The organism is Paenibacillus germinis (assembly GCF_013141785.1).
GTDB classification, from domain to species: Bacteria; Bacillota; Bacilli; order Paenibacillales; family NBRC-103111; genus Paenibacillus_E; species Paenibacillus_E phytorum.
This window is the reverse complement of record NZ_WHOC01000076.1, coordinates 164,895-190,737: the sequence shown is the minus strand read 5'-3', so window position 1 is coordinate 190,737 and position 25,843 is coordinate 164,895. Positions and strand designations below refer to the sequence as shown.

Here is a 25,843-nt window from a genome sequence, read left to right as displayed (position 1 = left end):
ACAACCCGTCGTCGACCGTGTATTCCCTCTGGATCGAATTGGAGAAGCATTCGCGCTCTTGGCTGAAGGAAAGCAATATTTCGGTAAAATCGTAGTTCAAATCTAATATTTCGCTTACATAATAAAGGAGAAGTTCTAATGTCTAATACACCAGTCCCCTCCGCCAAAGCAGCTCAAGGCGTGAAACGTCCGAAACGCTCATTACGTAGGAACATACTCGGATGGGGTTTGTCGCTGCTTGCCGTACTCCTTCTTGGAGTAATCGTTTTCTCGTTTATGCCTTCACCTATCGAACCGGTAAAATGGTCCGCGCCGAAGGCCCCTTCCTTTCAGGAATCGGGCCCGTGGCAACAGAACAACAAACTCAGCTCGGCTCAGCTTGTTACGGATGCCCCTCAATCTCCGGAATTCATTACATTCGATAAGGAAGGGCAGCTATATACAGGAGATTCCGACGGGAAAATTTATAAGGTCCCTTTCGGTGCAGACGGTAATCCGCAAAAAGCCCAATTGTTTGCAGACACCAAAGGAACGCCGAATGGGCTTAAATTCGACGCCAATGGAAATTTGATCGTTGCAGATATCAAGAAGGGACTGCTGTCTATAACCCCGTCCGGGAGCATAGAAGTATTGGCGAATCAAGTAGACGGCAAGCCGATTTATTTGGCTAACGAGCTTGATATTGCCAAAGATGGCTCGATTTATTTTTCCGACACCTCGAACTATGGTCGTGTGACCTTCAAAGAAATTGCCGAGAACAAGCCGCATGGCCGCTTGCTGAAGTACGATCCAACGACCAAGCAGACGACGGTCCTGCTAGAAGGTCTCTATTTTGCAAACGGAATTGCCTTGTCTGCAGATGAAGATTTTGTGCTTATAGCGGAATCGTATCATTATCAACTGACCCGATACTGGCTGAAGGGCTCGAAGAAGGGTACATCTGATATTTTCGCAGACAATCTCGCAGGTTTTCCAGACAACATTACGCGCGATGAGCAAGGTCATTTCTGGGTCGGTATCTTTACAACTCGCATCCCATTTGTAGATCAAATGCATAGTAACCCCTGGTTGGCTAATAGCATGGCCAAATTGCCGGAGTCGCTGCTTAGCGGTGCAAGCGCACCGGTGAAGCATGGGCTTGCTGTGGAGCTCAGCCCGCAGGGAGAGCTTATCGGAAGCTGGCACGATCCAGAAGGCACACTGTACGGCGTAACTACAGCAATTAAACATAACGGATATTTATATATAGGAACGGCACCTGGAGGTAGCCTGGGTCTTCATCGCGTGCTTTTAACAAAATAATGTTGGAATCCGGGAGGGTGCGAAATGAAACTGGATGATTTAGCGTTATCTTGGAATGTGAAGGAGAGTCTGGCCGGCAAAGTAGCCTTGGTGACAGGCGCCAGCAGCGGCATTGGAGCATCGATTGCTAGGAAGCTGGCAAAGCGCGGCGCACATGTGACCGTAGTGGCACGCCGGCGGGAACGATTGGATGAGCTGGTTCAGGAATTGCATAAAGAGGAATTGTACGAGGTTATGGCGGTAACTGCTGATATTCAAAATGCTGAAGAAGTACAGCATGTGATCAATGCAATTATTAATCGCTGGGGGCGTCTTGACATTGTAGTCGCCAATGCCGGATTCGGATATCGAAGTACTTTGGTAGATGTGGATCTGGAAAGGTGGGAGGAGATGTACAGGACCAATGTGCACGGTCTTATGCTGACTCTGCGGTACGGGCTCCCGCCGATGCTGGGTCAGGGCAAGGGGGATGTCATCATCATCTCCTCCATTGCCGGCAAGGAAGTGATTGCCGGAGGAGGCCCATACAGCGCGACCAAATACGGCGTTAACGCCATAGCGTCTGCATTGCGTTTGGAGACACTTTCTCAGGGGATTCGCGTTACTACGATTCAGCCCGGGGCAGTGGCAACGGAATTTTCTCAGGTGGCCGGGTATTCCGAGGATGAAATTCGCGCGTTCGCTTCGAACGTCTTGCCGTTACATCCCGATGATGTTGCCGAGGCAGCACTCTATGCACTAGAGCAGCCTGAGCATGTCAACATTTCGGAACTGACCATTATGCCTTCAAGGCAAGCGCAGCGGTTCAAATAAAGCGACGTCTATCACATGTACCATTGCCCAACCTATAAGAGCTCAAGCGGGTTAACGCTTGGGCTTTTGTTTTTCGAAAGAAATCAATGATTTTATTAAGAATTTACATGAAGATTTTGCAACGATTCGAAGGGAATTTATTATGCACCAATTCATGTTTAGGGAAAATCAAATATACGAATTAAACCCACAAGAGATGTGGGCAAGGTGGGAGATTCTGTCGTGACGACTATAGTCATCCTAGGGGTGGTTCACGGCGCTTGGACAAGTAATCCGTGTTGATGAAATTAAGGGGCGAGCCTAAAAATGCTAAACCCCAGTTAGAACATCTACTCGGCTAATCATCTTGTGAATCAAATCCCAAAGGATTCCTAGTTGTGTACGTTTAGGTCGGCAAATCATTTTCATTTGTAAATATGCCCTGTGCCACTTGCGAACAGAAAATATGTGAGTATAAAGAAAATGGTTAATAGGATTTTTCTCATGTTTCTTAAGACCACCCTTTTGTTTGCTGCTTAATTTAAGGCTGCTCCATTTGATAATTAACGGTTTTCTCATTTAAATACATTTCAATTTTTTCGGGTGGGGAATCTAACGTAATTATGAAATGGGACTCTGTTTTCATGTACTGCTCGTCAGGGGCCATTTTATCTTTCAAATATATAGATAGAGTGCCATCTTTGAGGTCAAGTCTAATTGTTCTATAGTCGTAGCTAAGGTCTTTTTTGGAGTAAATGAGGTAACGTATCTTCTCTGATTGATCCTTATTTTCATTCATTTTCTTTAAGTAAATCCCATTTTCTTTTGATTTAGTTTGCACCCATGTTTGTAGACTTGTATCAAGATCAGATCTTTCAACGTTCTTGGAGATTATTTGTTCATTTGAACATCCAATCAATAGTAAGAAATAAATGGAACCTAAGATTCTGATCAAAATAGTCATAGATTCTCCCTTATGTTAGTCATACGAGACCGTCGATTCATTCCCATAACTGTTAGCCAGCTTCGTGAAGTTAGATGGGCTATATTGGTTACCAATGTTGTAAAATCTACAACAATTCTCACGCCAAAAGGCAATTTTGCAGGTTGAAGTTGCAGTTTGTACAACATTTCTAACCCATTTGTCGCGAAATGGCCTGAATGGGGCTAAATTGTTGTACATTATGCAACATCGAAGGAGATTGGCGGGATTTAGGCAGAAATTGTTGCACTTTTTACAACATCAACTCAACCGAGAATAAGGATTCATTCATTTATTCATCCGGCAACCTCAAGTGAGCATATATGACACTGGATTCCTTAGTGTTCTAGCATATTGCCATGCCCAGAATTTGTCAACGAAATTCAAAAGGCTCATGCAACTGCGCATGGGCCTTTTGGATTCTGTCGTTTAGTTATAACTATTGAATAAACAGCTGCCTCAGACTCCTTCAAGACCAAAGTCTTCTTTTGCTTCTCTCTACCAACCGAGAGATTGTAAATCGCTAGAATAACCAGTTGCAATGCGGCTAGAACGAAGCAGATATTACTGAATATAAAGCCAGATGAGTAGCTGTAAAAGGGGTTCCAGTTTGGAATGCCTTGGGATCCAAGATCAACGATCTTACTGTATACGCCAATAGCGATCCCTTGTGAAATAAAGTTGACCATCGCCAGTATGCCCATCCCCACGCCGACCTGTTCCTTAGGCAGGGTTCTTGAAACCGAGTTGGATAACGCAATGACAATGAAAGATTGCCCGACGTTGCCAAGAATCAGAAATACAGCAATAAACAGGGGGGATCCTCCAGTAAAAGTGGAGAGTAAAATAAAACAAGCCAGCAGTAGGCTTGAAGCCACATAAACGACGAACGAATTGCCTTTTAAATCCGTGAGTCTACCGCCTCTACGTCCAAATACAGCAGAAGCAACAGCTGCAGGGACCATTGCGAAGCCGATCCAAACGGGATGACGTCCGGCTGAAGCTTCGGCATTCGCTCAATAGCCTCTCCGCATTCCGAAACGAGCCGAACACGCCAGGAATATCCCGATAGCATTCGCTGAAGTTGGTATAGCGCCAGCGATTCGTCATCCACCAACATGAGCTTCATGTATTTCACAATCGAAATATATACGTAGATGACGGTGTGGGTAATTTTCACGCAATCGTACGCCTCTATTTTCCAAACAGCCTATCGTTTAAACCATGGAAGGTACGCAACCTGCCGCAAAGGCAGTCGGAACTTGTAGAGATTTTGTATAGTTCCTTTTGTTATGATCACAGATGTCGAATGGACATGGATTTTATCGAGATATAGGACAGGAGTGGGACGAGAATAAGAACGATCGTTTACTGATGCAGGTACAACATCCGTACCGGATTACCGAAGTAAGAAGCAAAATAACTCAAGCGAGAGCAGGGTAGGAGTGAACAAAAGATGAAATTAAAAAGTAGAAGAATGTTATCTGTTCTAATGGCAATTGTTATGGTATTGACGATGATGCCTTTTCATCCGTTAGAAGTAGGAGCTGCGGCAACATCAACACTTGATCTCGGTACTCCGGTTAGATCATCCGCAACAAACTATCAGCTGTCAAATGCTGCATTTGGAAGATCAGGTGTCGTTGATGCAAGGGGCGGATACTTTACTGTGGCTGTAAATAATGGCTCAATTGCTGTTGGAGCTCTATCAGGCGGTATTACCGAGTTGACTAATGGCATAAAAATTATTGGCATTACTACTGACAAATCTATATCTACAAATAGAGTGTTCAATTTTTTAGGTACTACTACTCATGAAGACATTCAAGCTGTGATTCGAAATATGACATTTACCCAAGATGCAGGGCAAAACCAAAGTATCACAGTAAATATAGTGCCGGGGGCGCCACTGACCGATGGAAAAACATCTGTGCGTACCTATAATGAACGCCATTTTGTATATGTGGCAAGACAGACTGCCATGACTTTCAAAGATGCTGTGACTACTGCAACGAACAATAACGGACATCTTGTAGAGCCAGCAGCAAATAAACCTGGAGAAATGCTTGCGATTGCCAGTATGTTTAAGGAATTTAAGACTTTCTGGACAACAAAACCCGACGGAATAAGCTGGAACTTTATTAGCTTCATAGGTGTTACTAAAACTTACACACCTAATTGGGACACTTCTACTGGTACCACCGCAAGGTATGTATCAACGGGTTACCAAACAGGTCTTGAGTCAACTAGTAATTATATGGATAATGGACCCTACGACCATCTTACACTTTTGCTAGACAATAATAATACTGTAGTAAAATACTTAGGCGTAAATAATACACACGGTGGTAGCAGCGCATATAAAGATCCAGGAGTTATTGTCGAGTATAATTCCGGTGTCATTAACATCATCACTGCCACCAAAGATGTTCCAAGTTATTCGAGCGGGATCGATAGTGTAACAGCAGCCGTTTATAAGAGTGTAACTGCTTCCGTTTATAACGGCTCCAGCACAATAACGGCAACCCCTCTGAATGCAAATACGGTTATGGCTGTTACATATGCAAACGGGGATCCAGTTACAGGACTCAGAGCATTTGACCAAAGCGGCAATGAAATTACTGCCGACGTAAACGGTTGGTATCCAAGCAACGGAAACCCGATTGTATTTCTGCCTGTATTGCCGGGTGGAACTTACAAAGTAGTTGCTACATCGACATTCGATGCAGGTGCAGTAACTCCAAGTACGGCTACTATGACACGAGATATTACATTGCCAACAGTAAGTAATAACGTTGCAGCAGGAAAAGATTCGGGACATCCCGGTAAAACAACCATTACTATAAATCCATCATCGACTTTGGTCAAATATGCCGTAGCCGATGCACAAGGTAATGTGGTAAGTGGTTGGAAAATAGGAACCGGTTCAGATGTAACTTTTGATAACCTTGATCCTAATACCCATTATCAAATTGTGACGGTTCCTGCCGATACGACCGATCCGCTTCCTACAGCAAACGTAAGCGGTACACGAGTCTTAACGCCAGTTGTACCAGTGGATGCAAGTAACATCTTGAGAATGCCAACAAGCAATGCTGGCAGCGATCTAATTCAGATTAACAATACTGCACCTGCAATCCAGTACGCGCTTGTCGATAAGATTACAGGCAAATATGTTGATGTAAATGGCAATCTGTCTTCTGAACCTGTTTGGACAAGCGGAAACGGAAGCACATTAACCTTCCAACCTGTTGATGCTGCGAATACTTATCAAGTCTTAGCCCGGCCAATACCGGCAGCAGGTGAGATTTCGCCGATACCAACAAGCGGAACAGATGTACCTCCATATCAAAAAGCAAACATTTCCGGCGGAATGATGTATGAAGATTCAACCTACCCTACACAAACAACAATCACTGTGGCCGGTGTTACGGGCAACGTAAATAAAAATACTGGCAAATACGCTGTGAAGAATGTACTGGTAGGGGTATATCCGACAAGTATTACGATTACCAACCCTGATAACGCAGCACTTAACGCAACATTTACGGCAACGGCTACCGTAGATAACGCAGGCAATGTCACCTTTGGACCATTTACGCCAATTGTCGGAACACCTGCGGGAATGAGCGTTACAAGCGATAACAAGGGTAACATTACTGTACATCCTTCTGCGGCTGTATCACAGGTAGCCAGCAATATGACAGATGCTATCCTTATGAATACTATAGAGGCTTTACAAGCAGCACATGATGAATTTACGGCTCTCACACCGGAAGAACAATTGCAAATAAGCAGGACAACGGTAGAGAATGTATCCAATGCGATATTGAATTTGCTGCAGGCTTCATTAAAGATTAGCAGTGCCGTAAGCGGTGTTGCAAACCCTGCTGCCACAAGAAATCAATTGGATAATCAAAAGGGTATGCTGCTTACGTCTGCAGAAATTGCTCAGGTACTGAATGGTCATTCGTTGAATGTTACTCTTAATCTGAATGCAACGGATGTGTCTACTAGCACAACTCCAGGAGTATCAGCTGACAAAAGCTTAATTGAAACCCGCGTTGCCTCAAGTGCGGCTATCATTGGCTTTATGTATGATATTAACATTACCAAAAAAGTGGATGAACTAAACAGCAGTGGCGCAGTGATCACTCCAGGCACTCCACAGCTTGTACCTGTAGTACCGTTGCCGATTAGTATTACTCTGACCATTCCGACAAACCTGTTGGGTTATAAGTATTTCGCTATTGTGAGAGTTCACAATGGTGTTGCGGAATTCATACCAGCCTCTGTCAATGGAACAACCGTAACGTTCTCCTCAACCAAGTTTTCGACTTATGCTTTGGTTTACTCCAACCAAATGATATTTGCGGATAACTTGCCGGGTACAGGACCTTCATTGCCATCAAGCAATGACGGAGACAATGGTAATGGCGGAGGCGGAGGCGGAGGCTTCATCAGTCCCACCGTCACGATTGATAATGTGACAGGTGGAAAAGTAACCGTAGACAATAATAAAGCTACATCCGGTACCAAAGTGACCATTATTGTTACTCCTGATACTGGATATTCATTGGACAAGCTAACGATTACAGATGATAAAGGCAATGCAATCAACTATACGGACAATGGTGACGGTACTTACACGTATGTCCAACCGAGCGGCACAGTTAAGATTAACGCAACGTTTAAAGCTTTAGACAAGGCGCCGGCGCCGGCTGCCGATACGGGAGTATTCAGGTTGCTCAATACGAAAGATCATTTTGTATACTTAAACGGTTATGAAGATGGAACCTTCAGATCGGATGCTCAGGTAACCCGTGCTGAAGTCGCTCAGATGTTCTATAATCTTCTGAAAAATCAGGAGGTAAATACTTCAGGAATACAATTTGCTGATGTATCTGAAAATGCTTGGTATGCAAAAGCTGTAAACACTTTAGCTAGCCTTGGTATTATTAATGGCTATGAAGATGGCACCTTTGCGCCAAATAAGGCCATCACTCGCGCAGAGTTTACAATCATTGCAGTAAGCTTTTCGAATAAAGCTGCAGGTAAAAAGAACTTTACAGATGTATCTAATACCCATTGGGCATATGCCAGCATAGCAACTTCAGCGGAATACGGATGGGTAAATGGTTATCCGGACGGTGCTTTTGAACCGGATAAAACCATCACTCGCGCAGAGACTGCTACGATTGCAAACAGAATGCTCAATCGTCAGGCAGACAAGAAAGCCATTGATGCGTCCACCAGCATCAAAGTTTTCAAAGACCTTTCAAATGGCTACTGGGCATACTATGACATTATGGAAGCAACCCATGCCCATCAATACGAGAAATCAAACGGTAAGGAAATTTGGGTACCGTAACAAAAGGCCATTGATTATGTAAGCTCAATACAAGAAAGCCCGCCAATGTTTCGTATATTGGCGGGCTTTCTTTACATTCCAGACTTTATTATCCGATTGCGGCAGAAGGAATTCACGCTGTTTTTGTCGAAAATTATGAACCCCAGCATTTGCAAGCAGATGGTGGAGTTGCTCGGCCAAACGTTGGGAGTGAGCTTCTTTATGATATGGATAAAAAACAAAAACGCCCTGAAATATGCGGCCACGTTCATCCTGTTTCTTTTCATACTTCTCGGCATCCGGTGGCTTTGGTCCGGTTTTTTTCTTACGCCTGAACATCCTCGCGCGGTTCAAGGCGCGCTTGATCTGCGTGGCTGGGACTTTGCGAAATCCCATTCCATTACGCTGAATGGCGAGTGGGAGTTTTATCCGGAAGCGTTCATCACGCATGATGACAAGGGCAGGGAATCTCTTGGCAAGCGTTATATCCAGGTTCCGGGAGATTGGCGAAGCGCTTTGCCATCCGGGTCAAAGTCATCTTTCGGATACGGGACATACCGGCTGCGCATTCTTGTCGATCCTTTGCCGCAACAGTCTTTCGAATTCTGGATTCAGGAAATTCAAGCCTCTTCAGTTGTTGAATTCAACGGTCAGATAGCAGGAGTCGGCCAACCGACTGATCAAGCGAAAACGTATACGCCCCGCCGGATTTCTTATACCCCGCTTTATAAGGGAAACGGAGTGAGTGAGATCGAGCTGCTTGTACGCGTTGCCAATTTCGAAGATCCGTTTAATGGCGGCATTGTCAGGGACATCCGCTTCGGGTCGGATGCGGCCATCGATACCGAACGCTGGAGCTCCATTGGCTTTCAGGTTGTAACATTCATGATACTGATGTTGCATGGCTTGTACGCATTGATGTTATACATTTTCAATCGGCAAAAATCGTTGCTCGTCTTCTTCATGCTGCTTCTGGTCTCCGGTCTTTCGATTGTGTCCGATAACGACAGCCTGCTGCTGGTATGCATGCCTTTCATCAACTATGCATGGGCGCTGAAAATCAAGTTGCTCTCGTACACGTTGATTCCCTTTTTTTTCCTGCTAATGGTCGCATTATTTGCCAAGCTCCGAACAAACACAGTTTTGTTCCGAACGTACTCCGTCGCTCTCTCACTCTATTCGGTGCTTGTGGCGGTCATGCCGCCGCCGCTCATTTACTATACGATTGAATTTAAAGTATTTAGGCTGCTTTATTGGTTCCCAATGGCATGGGTTATCTATCTCATCGGCAAAATGATAGCCAGAAATCAGCGTGGTGCCACCTTTCTGCTGCTTGCCGCTACGAGTATATTATCCAGCTCCGCATGGGGATTGCTTAATCCTCACTCAGTAATAACGAACGTCTACTACCCGGTTGACGTGCTGGCGGCTATCATTAGTTTTTCCGCTTACTGGTTTAAGCAGTACTTTCGCAATTCCGAAGAAAACGCTAAGCTGAACGAGCAGTTAAGGATGGCAGACAAATTGAAGGACGATTTCCTGGCCAACACATCGCATGAATTGCGCAATCCGCTGCACGGGATACTGAATATGGCGCAAACGGTTCTTGACAGCGAAAAACATGCTCTGAGCGATAAGAGCGCCAAAAATTTGGAGTTGATGATCACCGTCGGCCGGCGCATGTCGTTTATGTTAAATGACCTGCTCGATTTGACGCGTCTCAAGGAGGGCATCGTCCACCTGCAGCTGCAGAGCGTTCAGGTGCAAGCGGTCGCTTCCGGCGTATTCGACATGCTTCGTTTCATGACCGAAGGCAAACCGATCCGTCTCATCAGCGAGATTCCGAACGAGTTTCCTCCTGTGATGGCCGACGAAAACCGGCTCATTCAAATTTTGTTCAATCTGGTTCACAATGCGATCAAATTTACCAACGAAGGAACTATCGCCATCCGGGCGGTCGCACAGGATGGGAAAGCGCAAATTAGCGTTGCGGATACGGGCGTCGGCATGGACGCGGAAACGCTGCAAAGAATCTTTAAGCCCTACGAGCAAGGCGACACCGGCATGACGGCGGCTCCAGGCGGCGGTATCGGACTCGGGCTCGGCATTTGCAAGCAGCTCGTAGAGCTGCACGGCGAAGCGTTAGAGGTCATCTCTGCCCCCGGTGAAGGCACAGTATTCACGTTTGCTTTGGCGCTGTCCGATTCGTCGTCCGTTCAACTGGAAATGGGAGCTGCGTCGACTCTATTGTCCACTTATATGGAAACAGGCGCTGCCGGCTCGAACATTCAATACGGTGAAGATACGGATACGCCAAGTTCCAGATCTACGGATAGACCGATCGTATTGGCTGTGGACGACGATCCACTTAACCTGAAAGTATTGGAGGACATTTTAACTGCGAAAAGCTTCGATATCGTTTCGGTTACGAGCGGCAAAGAAGCGTTGTCCCAACTGAATTCGAGAGTGTGGGATCTGGTTATTACTGATGTCATGATGCCTCACATGTCGGGATATGAGTTAACGCAAGCGATCCGCGAGCGCTATTCGAGCTCGGAACTGCCCATTCTGCTTCTGACCGCACGCAACAATTCTGAAGATATTGCCGCGGGATTTTTGGCAGGCGCCAACGATTACGTTGTAAAACCTGCGGATACGATGGAGTTGATAGCTCGGGTGAGGGCATTAACCGATGTGCACCGCTCGATGCGCGAACGGCTGCGTATGGAAGCGGCATGGCTGCAAGCGCAAATACAGCCGCATTTTTTATTCAACGCGCTCAATGCGATAGCGGCGCTCAGCGACATCAATCTGAACAGAATGCGTCTTCTGCTTGACGAGTTCGGAAATTATTTGCGATCCAGCTTCAACTTTCAAAATTCCGAGCAGCTTGTTCCGCTTGAACAGGAGCTTGCTCTCGTCCGTTCTTATTTATATATCGAGAATGAACGTTTCAACGGCAATTTGGATATTGTTTGGGAAATTGATGTGGGCATGAGGCTGAAGATTCCTCCGCTTTCCATCCAGCCTCTCGTGGAAAACGCAGTACGGCACGGTATAACGAGGCGTTCGTCGGGAGGGAAGATCCTTATTCAAATCACCGAATATGAAGACTGCTCAGAAGCAACCATTACCGATAACGGCGTTGGAATGGATGAAGAAACGGTGCAAGGACTATTGCGCACACGTTCGGGCAGCAGGCAGGGAGTCGGTCTGCTCAATATCGATCGGCGGCTGAAACAAATGTATGGGAAAGGATTGCAAATTCAGAGTTATCCGGAGCAGGGTACGATCGTTTCCTTTGTCGTGCCGAAGTAAAGCGTGAGGAGTGTAAGCTTTAGCGTTTGCAGGCAGTTGGCTTGGAGGGAGGCGAACGATGCGATTGCCTCCCTTATCCAAGCCAAGTGTGCACCTCAAGCGCTACTTTGAAAATGGCTCGATACGAGCTATAGCGAAGCATTGTTAGGGGCGCCGCGCAGCGGCATGAATAGTTTACCAAGTTTCTGCTTCGATGTCCTCCTTCGTCACCCTCATTGCGTCAGGGGCAATTTCATTCTCGATTGATTCGAACCAGTCTACCAGCTTGTTGGTCAAGCCGATCCGCAGCTCATTTGAAAACAGATGATCCAGCTTACGATAGTGCCTCTCCGCTTCTTTGCGCCGTCCGGTTGCCGTATAAAGCTTTATCAGCGCAAATGCGTCGTCTTCGTTATACGGATCCGCATTCTGAATCCGTTCGTACATCGCGATCGCCTCCTCCAGCACTCCGGCTTTCTTATAGAATCGGGCTAACAAACGGGAATGCTGATACCATAGCTTCCTTAATCTTTCGCGTTCGGTCTCCGCCCACCCATAACCGTGCTCCTGAAAATAGTCACCTTCATAAAGTTCAAGCAGCCGCAGCAGCTCGGAGTGATTGTTGGCCAAATTCCCTCCGCTCGCCTGCCGCAAACCGTTCTCCCATTCATCCACGTCAATCCGAATGCAGCTTGTGTCCAGCACGTAACCTTCCTGAATAGTCAGATTGCGGATGGGGATATCGATGCCCATTTGCTTCAAGCACTGTCTGATGTGATAAATCGATGTGTACAGTTGACTCGTCGCCTGTTTCACGTCAAGCTCCGGCCACAGCAGCTCCAGAAGCGTTTCCTTGAGGACGATATTGCCGCGATGGTGCAGCAGATAAGCAAACAGCTCCTGCGTTTTTGTCGTCCGCCATTTCGGAATTTCCGGAGACCCGCTGCTGTGCTGAAAACGGAGAGACCGAAAACAGAGAACGCGGGAAGGCGCCGTTGACCAGATGTCTTCTTGTTTATGCAATCTTCTTTGCATCAGTCGCTTTATCGTATGATCCAAACGAGCTTGATGCAGCGGCTTAAGCAAATAATCGACCGCATTCAGTTCGAACGCTTGGATAGCATATTCGTTATATGCCGTTACAAACACAATATCGATTCCCGGGCAAGCCTCCTGTGCCAACTCTACTGCATCAATGCCCGACAGCTCCGGCAAGTGAATATCGAAAAATATGACGTCCGGCTGAAGTTCCGGCATTCGCGCAATAGCCTCCCGCGCATTCTGAAATGAGCCGACCACCGAAATCCCGGAATACCCCGATAGCATTCGCTGAATCTGATTTAGCACCAGTACTTCGTCATCCACCAACATAATCTTCATGTATTTCACGCTCCATAAAAATGTATTACATTGTTTTTCAGTGCTATTTGACCCGCTATACCAATACTATCGGGATTTTGGCAATGGATGATTAGAGCTTGTCCGAACAAGCCAGGTGCTGCTGCGGAAAAAAAACGCTGTTATTTGCTATATCATCATTAGAGTGCTGTTCCCATGCAATTACGCATGGGCCTTCTTAATTTCGTCGATTCCTTCTAAATATTCGATAAAGCAGCTACCTCAGACCCCTTCAAGACCATAGTCTTCTTTTGCGTCTTTCTGCCAAATGAAAGATAGTAAATCACAAGAATAACCAGTTGCAATGCGGCTATAACGAAGCAGATATTGCTGAAAATAAAGCCAGATGAATAGCTGTAAAAGGGGTTCCAGTTTGGAATGCCTTGGGATCCAAGATCAACAATTTTACTATATATGCCGATCGCAATCCCTTGCGAAATGAAGTTGACCATCGCCAGCATGCCCATCCCAACGCCAACTTGTTCCTTAGGCAAGGTTCTTGAAACCGAATTGGATATCGCAATGACAATGAAAGATTGCCCGACGTTGCCGAGAATCAGAAATACAGCAATAAGCAGGGGGGAACCTCCTGTAAAAGTAGAGAGTAAAATAAAACAAGCAAGCAGTAGACTTGAAGCCACATAAACGACGAACGAGTTTCCTTTTAGATCCGCGAGTCTACCGCCTCTACGTCCAAATACAGCAGAAGCAACAGCTGCAGGGACCATCGCGAAACCGATCCAAACGGATGGTAACTTCTGAATATCAGCTAATAACAACGGGCTAAGTACATAGAGTGAGCAGCAAGTGCCGCTGATGAGAAATGAAATGGTCAGTCCGAGTGTGTACTTTTTATTTCGAAAGAGTTTTGGGGCAATAAAGGGCTCCCCAGCCGTGCAAATTCGAACAATGAATAACCCTAAAGCGAGTAAGCCACCTAACAAAAGCCAGATTCCCTTCGTAACACTCAGCAGTAATAAGGCTATTGTGATGGCCAACAGACTGCTGCCAATCCAGTCAAATTTCCCTGTTGTCCCAGTCTGTTCATTTCCTAGATACTTCCGGTAAAAAGGGAGGGTCGCCAAAATAAGCAAAGGCACAGCGAATAACCAGCGCCAGTGTACCATGCTAACGATTAAAGCAGCGACAACAGGCCCGAGTGCATTACCAAAAGCTAAACCTACCGCGGTCATACCAAGAGCTGCACCTCTACGTTCCGGAGCGAAATACCGCAAGGGTATGATCATCGCAATTGCGGGAATAACCGCAGCTCCGGATGCTTGCAAACATCGGCCGACTAGCGCCATTCCGAATGTTTGTGAGGTCAGTCCGATAAGAGACCCGGCCGTAAATAAAAGGAGTCCGAAGGTTACCAAATTTTTTAGCTTATAACGGTCTGCCAGCTTTCCATAGGTGACTGCGCCAATCGCATAGATCAGAATGTAGGCAGAAGAGAGCCAGCTGACCTGGGCAATTGTAAGGGAAAAGTCTTCACTGATCTTGGGTAAAACAATGTTGAACATGATGCCGCTCATCATGGAGATAGTCAGGGTGAACATCAAAATACGCATTAATTTGTCGCCAGCTTGCTGCGGTTCTTGGGTTTGGGTAGTCATACGTTTACCACATCCTTTTTAAAAATTTGACTGTCAGTGCTGACTGACATATGGTCTGTAAAAAAACTAGGGTTGTAAGGCCCTAGCAAAAATCTTTACGCTCTCTTGAATAAATGGCTCCAACGAAATGGTTGAGTAATTTTTATGGCTGTCGAGATCGTTCATGAACGCCCCGAAATTCATCATCATAAAGGAGAAGGCGTGCATCTCCGGATTCGTGGGAATCATTTTGCCTTTCTCGGACATCGTGATGAAATAATTCGTTAAGATCTCTAGTAATTGCAGAGGATGCTTATGCGTACGCTCGCGGAATCCGGGCAGTTGGCCTTCTTCTTTGAGACTGATCTGGATCAATTTGCGATTACGGTTCATAATCTCATGGTAGGTTTTACTGACCAGAAGCAGATCCTTCTCCAGATCCCACACGAGCTTTTCACTAAACAGCTTCTTCATCTCTTCTGCATAATGATAGCGGTCAAATGCGGCTTCGAGAAGCTTCTGTTTACTGCCGAATTGGCGAAACAATGTCTTCTCACTAAGACCTGCTTCCGTGGCAATTTCAAGGGTGGTTACCCCATTGTAGCCTTTAGCCGCGATCAAATTGAGCGCCGCTAAGAGAAGTCTATCGCTGCTTCCCAGCTTGCTGCTGTCCATGTTATTATCCCTCTTCCGTACCGATGTCAGTAATCACTGACATTATAGTATGCTGGATATGGAATAAAGTCAATACATGTATATCCTGTTGTAAGACCTTTCTGTAAAATTATGCTTTTTCACAGGCAGCTTGCCTGCCTCTTCTGGCCTGTAATGATAAGGCGAAGCATAGAATGAGAACGAAGGCTGCAGCTGCGTACGGATAATTAATGTTCATATCGAACAGAAAGCCTGCGATGACAGGTCCGGCGATATTGCCGAGACTTGTGAAAGCCGAGTTCAGACCTGCCACATACCCTTGCTGCTCATGTGCCATTTTGGACATCTGAGTGCCGATTGCCGGTCGTAAAATGTCGATGGACAAAAACACGATGAAAGTAACCGTGATAATCAAAAAGTAGCTGTTCACGAAAAGCGTTAACAATACGAACAGACCTGCAATGATCAAACAGAAGGAGATGACTCGCTTCTCTCCAAATCGATTCAATATCCATCCGAAAATGGTTACTTGCACGACAGCGCCAGCTATGGATCCGAACGTGATGATAATAGCGATGTCTTTCGGTGTGAAGCCGAATTTATGATCGACGAAAAGTCCGAATATCTGTTCATAGTTCGACAGACCGAAGGACATGACAAACACAATGATCAAGCTCAAGAAGTAAGGCTCTCGGTAGGAATGTGCCAGCTGCGTAATAAGACTTTGTTTCTTCACTAGGACAGGAGTGGAGCTTGTGAGTTTCTCTGCTGTTCTTGATTCAGGCAGAACAAGAAATGTAAGGACAGCAGCAATAGCACCGGCCACCGCAGCCGAGTAGAAGGGGACACGAATCCCATATTCAGCTAGAAAACCTCCTATGCCGGGACCAATAATAAACCCTGTTGTGATCGCAGCATTAATGAATCCCATACCTTGACCTCTCTCTTCGACAGAGGTAACATCTGCTGCATAGGCCATCACCGCAGGCATAATGAGCGCCGCGCCGATTCCTCCCAGCATTCTAGAAACGAACATAAGTAGAGGAGTGCTGGCTGCTCCGAAGAGCCACTCTGAGAGGGCGAATAGAATCATGCCAGCCACAATAATCCTTTTCCGACCAAGAGAATCGGATAACCTGCCGGCTAAAGGTGAACAGATAAGCTGGGTGAGTGAGAAAGAGGCAACCAGCAATCCCATCAGACTTCCGCTTACATGAAGCTCCGTCATATAGGTGGGCATAATGGGAACGACAAGACCGACGCCTGTAAAGACGAGAAATATATTAAATATGAGGAGCAGGACAGCTCCCCTGTTTCTTAGTAATAAAGGCATTCGAAGGCCCTCCAAAGTTTTGTAATGGGTTATAGGTATTATGGATCGACCAACAACGAAAGGAGAGAGGTGGGATCTAGGCAGCAATTGTTGCACTTTTATACGAAAATAAAAAACGTAAGAGCACATTATTTTCATTCTTGGGGGTGGCGTCGTAGGCGTCATGATTGTTTTTACAACATACTCCAACTAAGGAGCACATCTCCATCTGATAACCCAATCAGGCAAGCTGCACCCATAGTTCTTCTATCCGTTTCCCAAATTCAACCCGCAACTGGCATCACTAGATTTTAGCGGAACGTAGAAGTCTTATTTTGCGCAAAATCGCGTATTTCACGTTTTCGCGGAACGCGGAGCCTCTATTTCTAGCTTCGAGGTGTAAAAAACCGGAAAAACGCCAAAATAGCGCCACCACGTTCCGCGTACCGGACCGGAATCGGAATAATCACCGAAATAGCGGCTCCTCGTTCCCTATGATCCGCAGATTAGAAGACTTATATGTCCGAAGTAACTCCACAGAGCTGAATTCGACCAGCTGTTTATCAGTATTTGAATAGAATGCTATTTTACCTGGCTCGCACCAAACTTTTCTGCTATACGCTCCGATAACGGAGCACGTCATATGGTTTCGGCGGGTCAAATAATTAATGTTCACCCACGAGTAAACCTATTCTTGATTATCTACCTGCCTCACACTCAACTTTTATACGAAAATAAAAAACGTAAGAGCACATTATTTTCATTCCTGGGGGTGGTGTCGTAGGCGTCATGATTGTTTTTACAACAAGATTCAATCGAGAATATGGATTCATTCATCCGGCAACCTCAAGTGAGAATATGTGACGATGGATTCCGATTTAAGACACTTCCATGTAAAACTAGATGGGTTATAAAATAAATCATACTGAACGTTCGTTCTGTATTAAGCCGAGGGGGATTATCTCGCTTCTTGAGCAATCCCGTACAGAAAAACATTCATTGCTGTTTTATATAAAGCGAGCGCATCCTCCAAATTGGTTCTTCGAGACATCTGACTAAGCCCAATAATCAAGCTTTCTAGAATAATAGCCAATCTCTCCACATCATTTTTCTTGAATTCACCGTTATCAATTCCTTGTTGGAACAACTTTTGGTTGAACGTAAGATGTCCAGCGATCATCGCCGTAATTCGTTCTTCGACTTCGGTGGCATTTTCCTGATTGCTGAAAAACTCATCAGCTGCTTTGGTAAGAGGATGATTTAAGTCTTCACGAACAAGCTGCTCTGCAAGTCCGTAAAGCTTATCTGTCATTGTTGGGTAGAGCGCCTCTTTTAGGCTCCATTTATGTTCCCAATCTCGCTCCCATTCATCAAGCAAATAGAGAAACAAGCCTTCCTTGCTCTTAAAATGATAGTAAATGTTCCCCTTGCTGCTCGCGGTTGCCTCCACAATATCTTCAATGGAAGTGGCTTTGTACCCTTTTTGAACAAATAGGGCTCTTGCGGCGTCGGCAACACGTTTTTTGGTCTGCTCACTTTGCAACTGCTTTTTATTCATATGCCTCGACTCCGATTCAATTGATTATTAGAAGGTCTTAATGAATTGAATACATTAATAATACTGAACGTTCGTTCTGTATCTTAACAAAAATAGTGGCATGAAGCAAGGGGAGTACCCCTTGTTTAGCCAAAAAAGCTAATGATCAGAATGCCGATCAAGATAAGAATCGAGCAAATAATTCTTAGTGTGCCTTGCTTTTCTTTGAGTACAACAATGCCTAGAATTGTAGCAAAGACTGTGCCAATCTCACGAATTGGTGAGATATGGGCGACAGGGGCATATTTCATGGCGATCAGAAATAACAAATAAGATCCTGGATTGAGGATAGCACCCAGTAATATGATCTTGGCGTTCAGCTTCCATTCGACGCGAAGTTGTTTAGAAGCGAGTACAATTGGCGTCAGTGCAGCCATGAACCCGATATTCGTAACCTCTAATAAAGAGATAGCTGAGACATGCTGAAGATTGATCCGATCAACAAAAACGTAGCATGTCGTGCATAGGCCGACACTAAGGGCCATAAGGAATGGTTTGACCGTTCCGGCGGATGCCTTTTTACGGGTGAAAATACCGCTAAGCCAAATGAAACCGAAGACCATGCAGAGCAGACCTATCCAACCGTATATCGATAAGGATTCACGAAGGAACAAGACGCTGCCAATGGGAATGAAGAGCGTGCTAGTGCCTCGCATAATCGGATACACCTGGGACAGGTCGCCCATATTGTAAGTGCGTGCCAACAACAGGGAGTAGACGCTTTGCAGACACGCAGATAAAAGTAAGAATCCGTAGGCTTGTAGGGATAAAGGGGTAAGCCACAGTTCTCTGATTAAATAAGGAAGAAGTCCGATTGTGGTTACCATCATGATGGACCATAGGAAGACGCTTTTATTCTGGCTTCTTTTGGTGAATAAGCTCCAGACCGCGTGCGTAAGACCAGAAGCTACGACTAGTAAAATTGAAACGATAAACAAGCGATCATCTCCAAACGATTAGATAGGGTTAAACCCCAGGTTGGTGTTCGGGTTGATCACGGACTACCGTGCTGTCAGCCAGTCGCAGCCAGGATTCGAAAGAACGCTCGCCTTCGCGGAGTCGAATCATTCTGGCACCACGAGGGAAGTCTTCTTTGCCATAGGTATTGTAACCTGTTGCTCTTCCATAGCAGAGACGTACTCCGTGAAGCTCGCCCCAATAATCGTTGACGTGGTCATGGCCGCAGAAGGTTCCGATGACATCGCCCATTTCTACCATGGCTGTAAATAGTCCTGAATTGACGGGAGAGCAGCAGACATTTTCAAACTTGTTGCCGTAGCAGGTCTCATTGTCCCAAACTTGTTTATACTCCGGAAGCGGGATATGAAAGAAAGCCAAGGCAGGGTATGCCTGCGCCCCGATGCTCGATTGGAGCTTACGAGATTCCTCCCTGTACCAGTCGATCTGATTGCTGCGAATCCAATCATAACCTTGGATATGCGGCAGCACAGAGTGATCCCCGGAATCAAAGAAGTACAAAGCGGCAGCGGTCTGACCATTGGAGCCAGAAATGGACAATGTATAGTTGCCAACACCGTTAATTTCTTCTGGTCCTCGCTGGGTAACGGTATGAGAGTGCTCCAGCACTGTATTCATAAGTTCTTCTCTAGTAATGGTAGTTTCTGTATCGTGGTTGCCGAACACAACGGCCCATGGAATACCGCGAGATTCAACCGTGTGAACGGCATCGCGAAACGCTTGGTGCGGATGCTTGCAAACAGGTTCACCTGAAGCACCTGTATAAATGACGTCGCCCGTAAATACGACAAGGTCAGGACGCTCGGCGTCTAGCACTTCTTCCATTAGACGACGTGTTTGCTGATCTTCAGCCTCACCATTTTCCCAATGTAAATCAGTGAACTGGGCAATCGTAAAAGTTCGATCTTCGCGAAAGGCAAGCTGATGCTGCACGATAATGTCCCCCTATAAGTTGTATTTTTGTAGTATTCATGTTGTTTCTTTGTGATATAATGTTGTTTGTTGGCTATTGTATCGCTGGTTTGCACTGCTGTCAATGAAGAATTTTTTTCGCAAAAAAGAGCGATTAGGCAAAAAATGCCGATATACTGTAGGGAGCAACAACCGTATCTTTATAATCAATAACTATATTAATTGTAAGTAAAAGGAGCCTACATAATGTCTGATAAAAAGGTAGAATTACGATGTTTGAATTCTTTGGCTAAAGTAATCGCTCATCTTGAACTGGATTCCCGTTATTTCCTTGAACGAGCAACAACATTCAGCAATGAGATTTTCTCTTTTCAGGTAGCCTATCGATCGGAGCAGCTTGTCAAAGGCTTACGTGTAGAAATCGAATCACCTCTTTCCGACTGCATAGCGGTGCGAAAAGTTGGATTGGTGCCAAGTGAATTGGCATGTTATGGCGATCATGATGATTATGTCATCAGTGATCAACCTGGACTGTACCCTGATCCGTTGATGCCATTAGATGTCCATGGTGAGGTCGCTTTACCTGGAAGTTGGAGCTCTCTATGGATAACGGTGGAGCTCAAAGATCAACATTCAGAGGGTGTGTATCCAATTGATGTGATATTGCTATCTGCTGATGGCAATCGGATGGGTTCTGAACGCATCGATTTGCACGTACTAAGCGGTTCTTTGCCCAAGCAAAAGTTGATTCGAACCGAATGGTTTCATACGGATTGTTTGGCCAATCATTACAATGTGAATGTCTTCAGCGAAGAGCATTGGGCACTGATTGAGCAATATGTTCAAACTGCGGTTAAGCAAGGGATCAATATGATTTTAACACCATTATTCACCCCTCCATTGGATACAGAAGTTGGCGGTGAGCGGACTACTGTGCAGTTGGTTGAAGTAGAGCGGGATGAGAATGGGTACCGATTTGATTTTCGCTTACTGGAGAGATGGATAGCACTTGGAGAACGCTGCGGGGTTGAATATTATGAGTTTTCTCATTTATTTACGCAATGGGGGGCACAGTTTGCTCCCAAAATCATGGCAACGGAAAAGGGGCAGCTGAAGCGAATATTTGGATGGGAAACAGATGCAACTGGAGAAGAATATGGCCAGTTCCTAGAGGCATTTTTACCTGAATTGGATCAGTTTATCAAAAAGCAGGGCATTCAGGCTCGCGTATTTTTCCACGTTTCGGACGAACCGACCTTGGACAATTTGGAATCGTATCGAGCAGCAAGTACTCGGTTGAGCCAGTTCCTTCAAGGCTATCCTACTTTCGATGCACTTTCGGACTATGAATTTTACGCACATGGCCTTGTGAACACACCAGTGGTGGCCAACAATCATATCGATTCCTTTATTAGCCGCGGCGTGGATAACCTGTGGACTTATTATTGCTGTGCGCAGTACAAAAAAGTATCAAATCGATTCTTTGCATTTCCTTCGGAGAGAAATCGGATCATTGGATTCCAGTTATATAAATTTGATATACGAGGATTTTTACACTGGGGGTATAACTTCTGGTATTCGCAATATGCACGTAAAATGGTGAATCCATTTGTCCAAACGGATGCAGATCGAGCTTTTCCATCTGGGGATGCCTTTCTTGTATATCCAGGAGAAGCGGGACCCATCGAATCTATTCGAATGGTTGTATTTTATGAAGCTTTGCAAGATGTAAGGGCACTTGAAATGTTAGAAGGTTTGATTGGTCGCGAGAGAACGATTGCTATAATTGAAGAAGATCTTGCTGTGCCACTAACCTTCAGCGATTATCCGCATGAACCCGACTGGATTATCAAAAAGCGTGAGCAGATCAATCAACTTATTGCATCGCTGGCTTAAGGATGAAGCCGATCCGTTGACATCGTAAGCGCCACCTTATAAACTGGATGAAAACAACAGGAAACATCACCATGTGGATATCATCGGTCAATAGCTGATGCTTACGATGCCAGTTTTCCTTACGGAAAACTCTTAGGAGGCCATTATGTCATTAACATACGAAGATCGCAGGATGACCATCCTGAACCATTTGGAGATGGAAGGGAAAGTGCAGGTGCATCACCTGTCTGAGATGCTGAACGTCTCGACGGAAACGGTGCGACGGGACTTAGATCGGCTGGAGAAGGAAGGCAAGCTTCGCAAGGTGTACGGAGGCGCTGTCAAAATGCGCATGGAGCTTGTTGAGCCTCCCTTTCTCAAGCGGACCCAAATGATGAAATCAGAGAAAACAGCGATCGGCAAGCTGGCTGCCTCTTTAGTTCAAGACGGTGAAACGATCATGCTGGATAACGGCACCACGACGATTGAAATTTTGCCTTACCTGAAGGATCGTCCGAGTGTAACCTTGATTACCCATTCGGTCCCGATTCTCAATCTGGCCATGGAAACGTTCCGGGGAAGAATTATCTTCGCAGGCGGGGAAGTGAACGTCGAGTATCAAGCTGCAACAGGCTCATTGACGGATCAGATGCTGGATCAATTTAAAGTGAACAAAGCGTTTATCTCCGTCGGAGGTATCTCACTCGTGGACGGTATTACCGACTTTCATTTGGCTGAAGCCATCATTTCGCGAAAAATGATGCAGCGGGCCGAGGAATCCATTCTGGTAGCGGATCATTCCAAATTCGGTATGTCTACGTTCGCCAAAGTGTCAAAGCTCGAGGAAATCTCGATGCTCATTACCGATCCGGGCTGCTCGAAGGAATGGATCGATAAGATTGAGGCGCTCGGCATTGAAGTGCTGATCAGCGACTAAAAGGAAAATCGCCACCAAACCGGCTCTCATAGCGGCGAAAGGGCGGTTTTTTCTTTGCAAATAAGGGCATTCTCAAAAAATGAGGATGGTACAAAAAGAAGCGACGTCTATTCCTAAGAAAACAATACGATTGAATAATCGACGATATACGACATCAGCAGGCGTGAGATATGCTTCTTTCACAGGGCTAATCCGCTTCACGGCGTTAGCGCCGGACTACGATATAAGGGGAGTGTTTCCATGAAAAGAAGATTTCAATTTAAAATGCTGCCGATCGCGGCAACCATTCTTACATTATCGCTTGCAACCGCTTGCGGAAACGCTGGATCTACTAAAGATGCTCCTAAGGGCAGCACAGCGCCAACCGCAACGACAGCTTCTAAAGATCCTGTAAAGGTGACATTATGGACACCGATGAATCCGAATGCCAAAGCAGTCGTCAAAAGCTTGAACGAGCTGCCTATGGTGAAAGAGTGGGCCAAGAAAACAAACGTAACGTTTGACTTCCAACATTCTTCTGGAAACACACCGCAAGATGATATTCAGCAATACGGTGTCATGGTTGCTTCTAATAATCTGCCGGATTCGATGCTGTGGAACTGGAACGGTGTGCAGGGTGGAACATCCAAAATGTTCAAAGACGGCACGATTATTAAACTGAATGATTTAATTGAAAAGAATGCTCCGAATTTGAAAAAAATTCTGGACACTAACCCTCAAATCGCCAAACAGATCAAGGCGGATAACGGTGATATTTACGCGATGCCTCACTTGAAGGTAGGTCAATACGGCCAGTACAAAACATTCAGCGGCATGGTCATTCGTCAGGATTGGCTCGATGAACTCGGACTGAAATCGCCGGAAACGATAGATGAGTGGGAAACAGTGCTCAAAGCGTTCAAAGAGAAGAAAGGCGCTATTCCTTTCACGCTGAACAAATCCTATCCGATGTCATTTGCTGACTTCGCAGGCGCCTACGGTGTTACGGGCATGTCGACGATTGCGAATGCGGGCAGCTTCTATATCGATAATGGAAAAGTGAAATTTGGACCAACTCAACCAGAATTTAAGCAATACTTGACGACGATGCAAAAATGGTACAAGGAAGGTCTGATCGATCCGGACTTCGCTTCCAATGATTCCAAAACGATGGATGCCAAAGTAACTTCCGGCAAAGCGGGAGCGTTCTACGGTTTCATCGGCGGAAGCATCGGTACGTATACACCGGCGCTGCAGAAGACAGACCCGAAAGCGAAGCTTTCTGCTGTCCAATATCCCGTGTTGAAAAAGGGCGACGAGCCTAAATTCGTGCAAGCGTCATGGGAATACGACAATGTTGGTACGGTTATTACAAGTGCGAACAAACATGCTGCGGAAACTGTAAAAGCCTTGGACTATCTGTATAGCGAAGAAGGCGCGATGCTCAAAAACTTCGGTATCGAAGGTCAAACGTACACGAAAGTAGACGGTCAACCGAAGTACACGGACCTGATTTTGAAAAACCCAGACAATCTTCCAATCGGTCAAGCGATGGCTAAATATTTTATCGCCAACTACGGCTTCTCCGGTTTGGATGATGACCGTTACAACGATCAGTATTACCAGTTGCCGGCTCAAAAAGATGCTGTAAAACTATATGCTAAATATGCGAATAACGCCTACAAAGTGATGTTACCTCCTGTGGTTCTGTCTACGGATGAAGCGAAGGAGTCTGCAAAAATCTTGAACGATGTGAGCACGCTACTGACAGAGCAAATCACCAAAATTGTGATGGGTGCCGCAAAAGTGGAAGATTACGACAAAACAGTAGAGCAAGTGAAAAAGATGAATATGGACCGTGCTGTGGAGATCTACCAAGCGGCAACAGATCGTTACAACAAACGCTAAAAAGTTCGTGGGGAGCCAGTCTCCCCTTTTTCATCACACGTGTAAGGAAGTGAGAACATGGCTAATTCCATTCGGGTTTTACTAGATGACATAAGAAAAAATCGCGCGATCTACCTGATGGTACTGCCGGTTGCGCTGTACTTCTTCATTTTTAAATATTTCCCGATGTATGGCGCCGTTATCGCCTTCAAGGATTTTAGTCCTGCGAAAGGCATTTGGGGCAGCGATTGGGTAGGCTTTCAACATTTCAAAGACTTCTTTCAAAGCTATTATTTTGTTCGCGTCCTGCGCAATACGTTTCTGATCAGCTTTTATAACTTGATTTTCGGCTTTCCTGCGCCGATTATTCTCGCGATCCTATTGAACGAGATTCGCCAGAAGCTTTTTAAATCAATTGTGCAGACGGTTTCCTACTTGCCGCATTTCATCTCGATTGTGGTTATTTCAGGGTTAATTATTGACTTCACGAACCGTGGAGGTATTGTGAATTCCATCATTATGTTCTTTGGCGGGCAAGATTCTGCCCTTATGAATAATGCAGAGAATTTCCGTACCATTTTCGTCAGTACGTCTGTTTGGCAAGAGCTCGGTTGGTCATCTATCATTTATTTGGCCGCGCTTAGCGGGATCAACCCTGAGTTGTACGAAGCTGTTCGCGTTGATGGGGCAGGAAGGTTTCGCCAAATCTGGAGTGTAACGCTTCCCGGACTTATTCCAACGATTATGATTTTGCTCATTCTTCGAATTGGCGGATTGATGGAGGTCGGCTTCGAGAAGGTCGTTCTGCTTTATAATCCAAATACGTATGAAACTGCTGATGTGATTTCGTCCTTTGTTTATCGTGAAGGGCTGGCTCAAGGGAATGATTACAGCTATACAACGGCCGTAGGGCTATTTCAATCCATGATCAACTTTATACTTCTAATTAGCGCTAACAGCATATCTCGCCGATTCTCCGGCAGCCGGTTGTGGTAG

At 45.6% G+C, this 25,843-nt stretch carries 19 protein-coding genes and 1 pseudogene; 10 read left to right on the top strand and 10 right to left on the bottom strand.

What is annotated here, in order from left to right; all coding sequences use genetic code 11:
- The 4 genes and pseudogenes from GC102_RS15905 to GC102_RS15890 form a co-directional block, all read left to right on the top strand.
- The coding region (locus GC102_RS15905) for a zinc-binding dehydrogenase (protein ID WP_171690419.1) at positions 1-106 on the top strand (106 nt) is incomplete at its 5' end.
- A gap of 32 nt (positions 107-138) precedes the next feature.
- Positions 139-1,302: an SMP-30/gluconolactonase/LRE family protein gene (locus tag GC102_RS15900; protein ID WP_171690418.1), complete on the top strand. Its 1,164-nt coding sequence runs from the start codon at positions 139-141 to the stop codon at positions 1,300-1,302.
- Positions 1,303-1,326: 24 nt separating this feature from the next.
- Positions 1,327-2,115 (top strand): SDR family oxidoreductase, encoded by a 789-nt coding sequence (locus GC102_RS15895; protein WP_057304112.1) that lies wholly within the window; start codon positions 1,327-1,329, stop codon positions 2,113-2,115.
- Positions 2,116-2,191: 76 nt separating this feature from the next.
- Positions 2,192-2,341: pseudogene (locus tag GC102_RS15890) on the top strand (DUF2087 domain-containing protein); the annotation flags it as partial.
- Positions 2,342-2,635: 294 nt separating this feature from the next.
- Here GC102_RS15890 and GC102_RS15885 read toward each other — a convergent pair.
- From GC102_RS15885 to GC102_RS15875, 3 genes are all read right to left on the bottom strand, one after another.
- A complete protein-coding gene (locus GC102_RS15885) occupies positions 2,636-3,058 on the bottom strand; it encodes a hypothetical protein (protein WP_171690417.1) in 423 nt (140 codons plus the stop codon).
- Between the two features lie 410 nt (positions 3,059-3,468).
- Positions 3,469-4,041, bottom strand: coding sequence for an MFS transporter (locus tag GC102_RS15880; protein WP_171690416.1), 573 nt, complete (start codon positions 4,039-4,041; stop codon positions 3,469-3,471).
- Complete coding sequence (locus GC102_RS15875; protein ID WP_171690415.1) at positions 3,978-4,256, bottom strand: hypothetical protein; 279 nt, start codon at positions 4,254-4,256, stop codon at positions 3,978-3,980. The genes GC102_RS15880 and GC102_RS15875 overlap by 64 nt, the downstream gene beginning before the upstream one ends.
- A 276-nt stretch (positions 4,257-4,532) precedes the next feature.
- Here GC102_RS15875 and GC102_RS15870 point away from each other — a divergent pair, with 276 nt between their 5' ends.
- Entirely contained in the window at positions 4,533-8,447 is a 3,915-nt protein-coding gene (locus GC102_RS15870; RefSeq protein ID WP_171690414.1) for an S-layer homology domain-containing protein, read from the top strand.
- Positions 8,448-8,492: 45 nt separating this feature from the next.
- A complete protein-coding gene (locus GC102_RS15865) occupies positions 8,493-11,744 on the top strand; it encodes an ATP-binding protein (protein ID WP_246320940.1) in 3,252 nt (1,083 codons plus the stop codon).
- A gap of 174 nt (positions 11,745-11,918) precedes the next feature.
- Here GC102_RS15865 and GC102_RS15860 read toward each other — a convergent pair whose 3' ends face one another.
- The 7 genes from GC102_RS15860 to GC102_RS15830 all read right to left on the bottom strand — a co-directional run bounded on the left by GC102_RS15860 (position 11,919) and on the right by GC102_RS15830 (position 20,190).
- Positions 11,919-13,103 (bottom strand): response regulator, encoded by a 1,185-nt coding sequence (locus GC102_RS15860; protein ID WP_171690413.1) that lies wholly within the window; start codon positions 13,101-13,103, stop codon positions 11,919-11,921.
- A 215-nt stretch (positions 13,104-13,318) separates the two neighbouring features.
- Entirely contained in the window at positions 13,319-14,737 is a 1,419-nt protein-coding gene (locus tag GC102_RS15855; protein WP_171690412.1) for an MFS transporter, read from the bottom strand.
- Positions 14,738-14,803: 66 nt separating this feature from the next.
- Positions 14,804-15,391, bottom strand: a complete 588-nt coding sequence (locus GC102_RS15850) for a TetR/AcrR family transcriptional regulator (protein ID WP_171690411.1) — start codon at positions 15,389-15,391, stop codon at positions 14,804-14,806.
- Between the two features lie 109 nt (positions 15,392-15,500).
- Positions 15,501-16,703, bottom strand: a complete 1,203-nt coding sequence (locus GC102_RS15845; protein WP_171690410.1) for an MFS transporter — start codon at positions 16,701-16,703, stop codon at positions 15,501-15,503.
- A gap of 937 nt (positions 16,704-17,640) precedes the next feature.
- On the bottom strand, positions 17,641-18,240 hold the full coding sequence (locus GC102_RS15840; RefSeq protein ID WP_171690409.1) for a TetR/AcrR family transcriptional regulator: 600 nt from the start codon (positions 18,238-18,240) through the stop codon (positions 17,641-17,643).
- 125 nt (positions 18,241-18,365) lie between these two features.
- Positions 18,366-19,217 (bottom strand): EamA family transporter, encoded by an 852-nt coding sequence (locus GC102_RS15835; RefSeq protein ID WP_171690408.1) that lies wholly within the window; start codon positions 19,215-19,217, stop codon positions 18,366-18,368.
- 28 nt (positions 19,218-19,245) lie between these two features.
- Positions 19,246-20,190 carry a metallophosphoesterase family protein gene (locus tag GC102_RS15830; RefSeq protein WP_171690407.1) on the bottom strand — a complete coding sequence of 315 codons (945 nt, stop codon included), beginning with the start codon at positions 20,188-20,190 and terminating at the stop codon, positions 19,246-19,248.
- 225 nt (positions 20,191-20,415) lie between these two features.
- On the opposite strand from GC102_RS15830, the gene GC102_RS15825 reads away from it, so the two are divergent.
- From GC102_RS15825 to GC102_RS15810, 4 genes are all read left to right on the top strand, one after another.
- Entirely contained in the window at positions 20,416-22,065 is a 1,650-nt protein-coding gene (locus GC102_RS15825) for a DUF4091 domain-containing protein (RefSeq protein ID WP_171690406.1), read from the top strand.
- 145 nt (positions 22,066-22,210) lie between these two features.
- Complete coding sequence (locus GC102_RS15820; RefSeq protein WP_171690405.1) at positions 22,211-22,981, top strand: DeoR/GlpR family DNA-binding transcription regulator; 771 nt, start codon at positions 22,211-22,213, stop codon at positions 22,979-22,981.
- A 240-nt stretch (positions 22,982-23,221) separates the two neighbouring features.
- Positions 23,222-24,868, top strand: coding sequence for a type 2 periplasmic-binding domain-containing protein (locus GC102_RS15815; protein ID WP_171690404.1), 1,647 nt, complete (start codon positions 23,222-23,224; stop codon positions 24,866-24,868).
- Between the two features lie 57 nt (positions 24,869-24,925).
- Positions 24,926-25,843, top strand: a complete 918-nt coding sequence (locus GC102_RS15810) for an ABC transporter permease (RefSeq protein ID WP_171690403.1) — start codon at positions 24,926-24,928, stop codon at positions 25,841-25,843.

What these genes read in the sequence shown, in the direction of transcription:
- GC102_RS15900 (WP_171690418.1), top strand. Translation starts at nt 139, where the DNA reads ATGTCTAATACACCAGTCCCCTCCGCCAAAGCAGCTCAAGGCGTGAAA.
- GC102_RS15895 (WP_057304112.1), top strand. Translation starts at nt 1,327, where the DNA reads ATGAAACTGGATGATTTAGCGTTATCTTGGAATGTGAAGGAGAGTCTG.
- GC102_RS15885 (WP_171690417.1), bottom strand. Translation starts at nt 3,058, where the DNA reads ATGACTATTTTGATCAGAATCTTAGGTTCCATTTATTTCTTACTATTG.
- GC102_RS15880 (WP_171690416.1), bottom strand. Translation starts at nt 4,041, where the DNA reads ATGGTCCCTGCAGCTGTTGCTTCTGCTGTATTTGGACGTAGAGGCGGT.
- GC102_RS15870 (WP_171690414.1), top strand. Translation starts at nt 4,533, where the DNA reads ATGAAATTAAAAAGTAGAAGAATGTTATCTGTTCTAATGGCAATTGTT.
- GC102_RS15865 (WP_246320940.1), top strand. Translation starts at nt 8,493, where the DNA reads ATGTTTCGTATATTGGCGGGCTTTCTTTACATTCCAGACTTTATTATC.
- GC102_RS15860 (WP_171690413.1), bottom strand. Translation starts at nt 13,103, where the DNA reads ATGAAGATTATGTTGGTGGATGACGAAGTACTGGTGCTAAATCAGATT.
- GC102_RS15855 (WP_171690412.1), bottom strand. Translation starts at nt 14,737, where the DNA reads ATGACTACCCAAACCCAAGAACCGCAGCAAGCTGGCGACAAATTAATG.
- GC102_RS15850 (WP_171690411.1), bottom strand. Translation starts at nt 15,391, where the DNA reads ATGGACAGCAGCAAGCTGGGAAGCAGCGATAGACTTCTCTTAGCGGCG.
- GC102_RS15845 (WP_171690410.1), bottom strand. Translation starts at nt 16,703, where the DNA reads ATGCCTTTATTACTAAGAAACAGGGGAGCTGTCCTGCTCCTCATATTT.
- GC102_RS15840 (WP_171690409.1), bottom strand. Translation starts at nt 18,240, where the DNA reads ATGAATAAAAAGCAGTTGCAAAGTGAGCAGACCAAAAAACGTGTTGCC.
- GC102_RS15825 (WP_171690406.1), top strand. Translation starts at nt 20,416, where the DNA reads ATGTCTGATAAAAAGGTAGAATTACGATGTTTGAATTCTTTGGCTAAA.
- GC102_RS15820 (WP_171690405.1), top strand. Translation starts at nt 22,211, where the DNA reads ATGTCATTAACATACGAAGATCGCAGGATGACCATCCTGAACCATTTG.
- GC102_RS15815 (WP_171690404.1), top strand. Translation starts at nt 23,222, where the DNA reads ATGAAAAGAAGATTTCAATTTAAAATGCTGCCGATCGCGGCAACCATT.
- GC102_RS15810 (WP_171690403.1), top strand. Translation starts at nt 24,926, where the DNA reads ATGGCTAATTCCATTCGGGTTTTACTAGATGACATAAGAAAAAATCGC.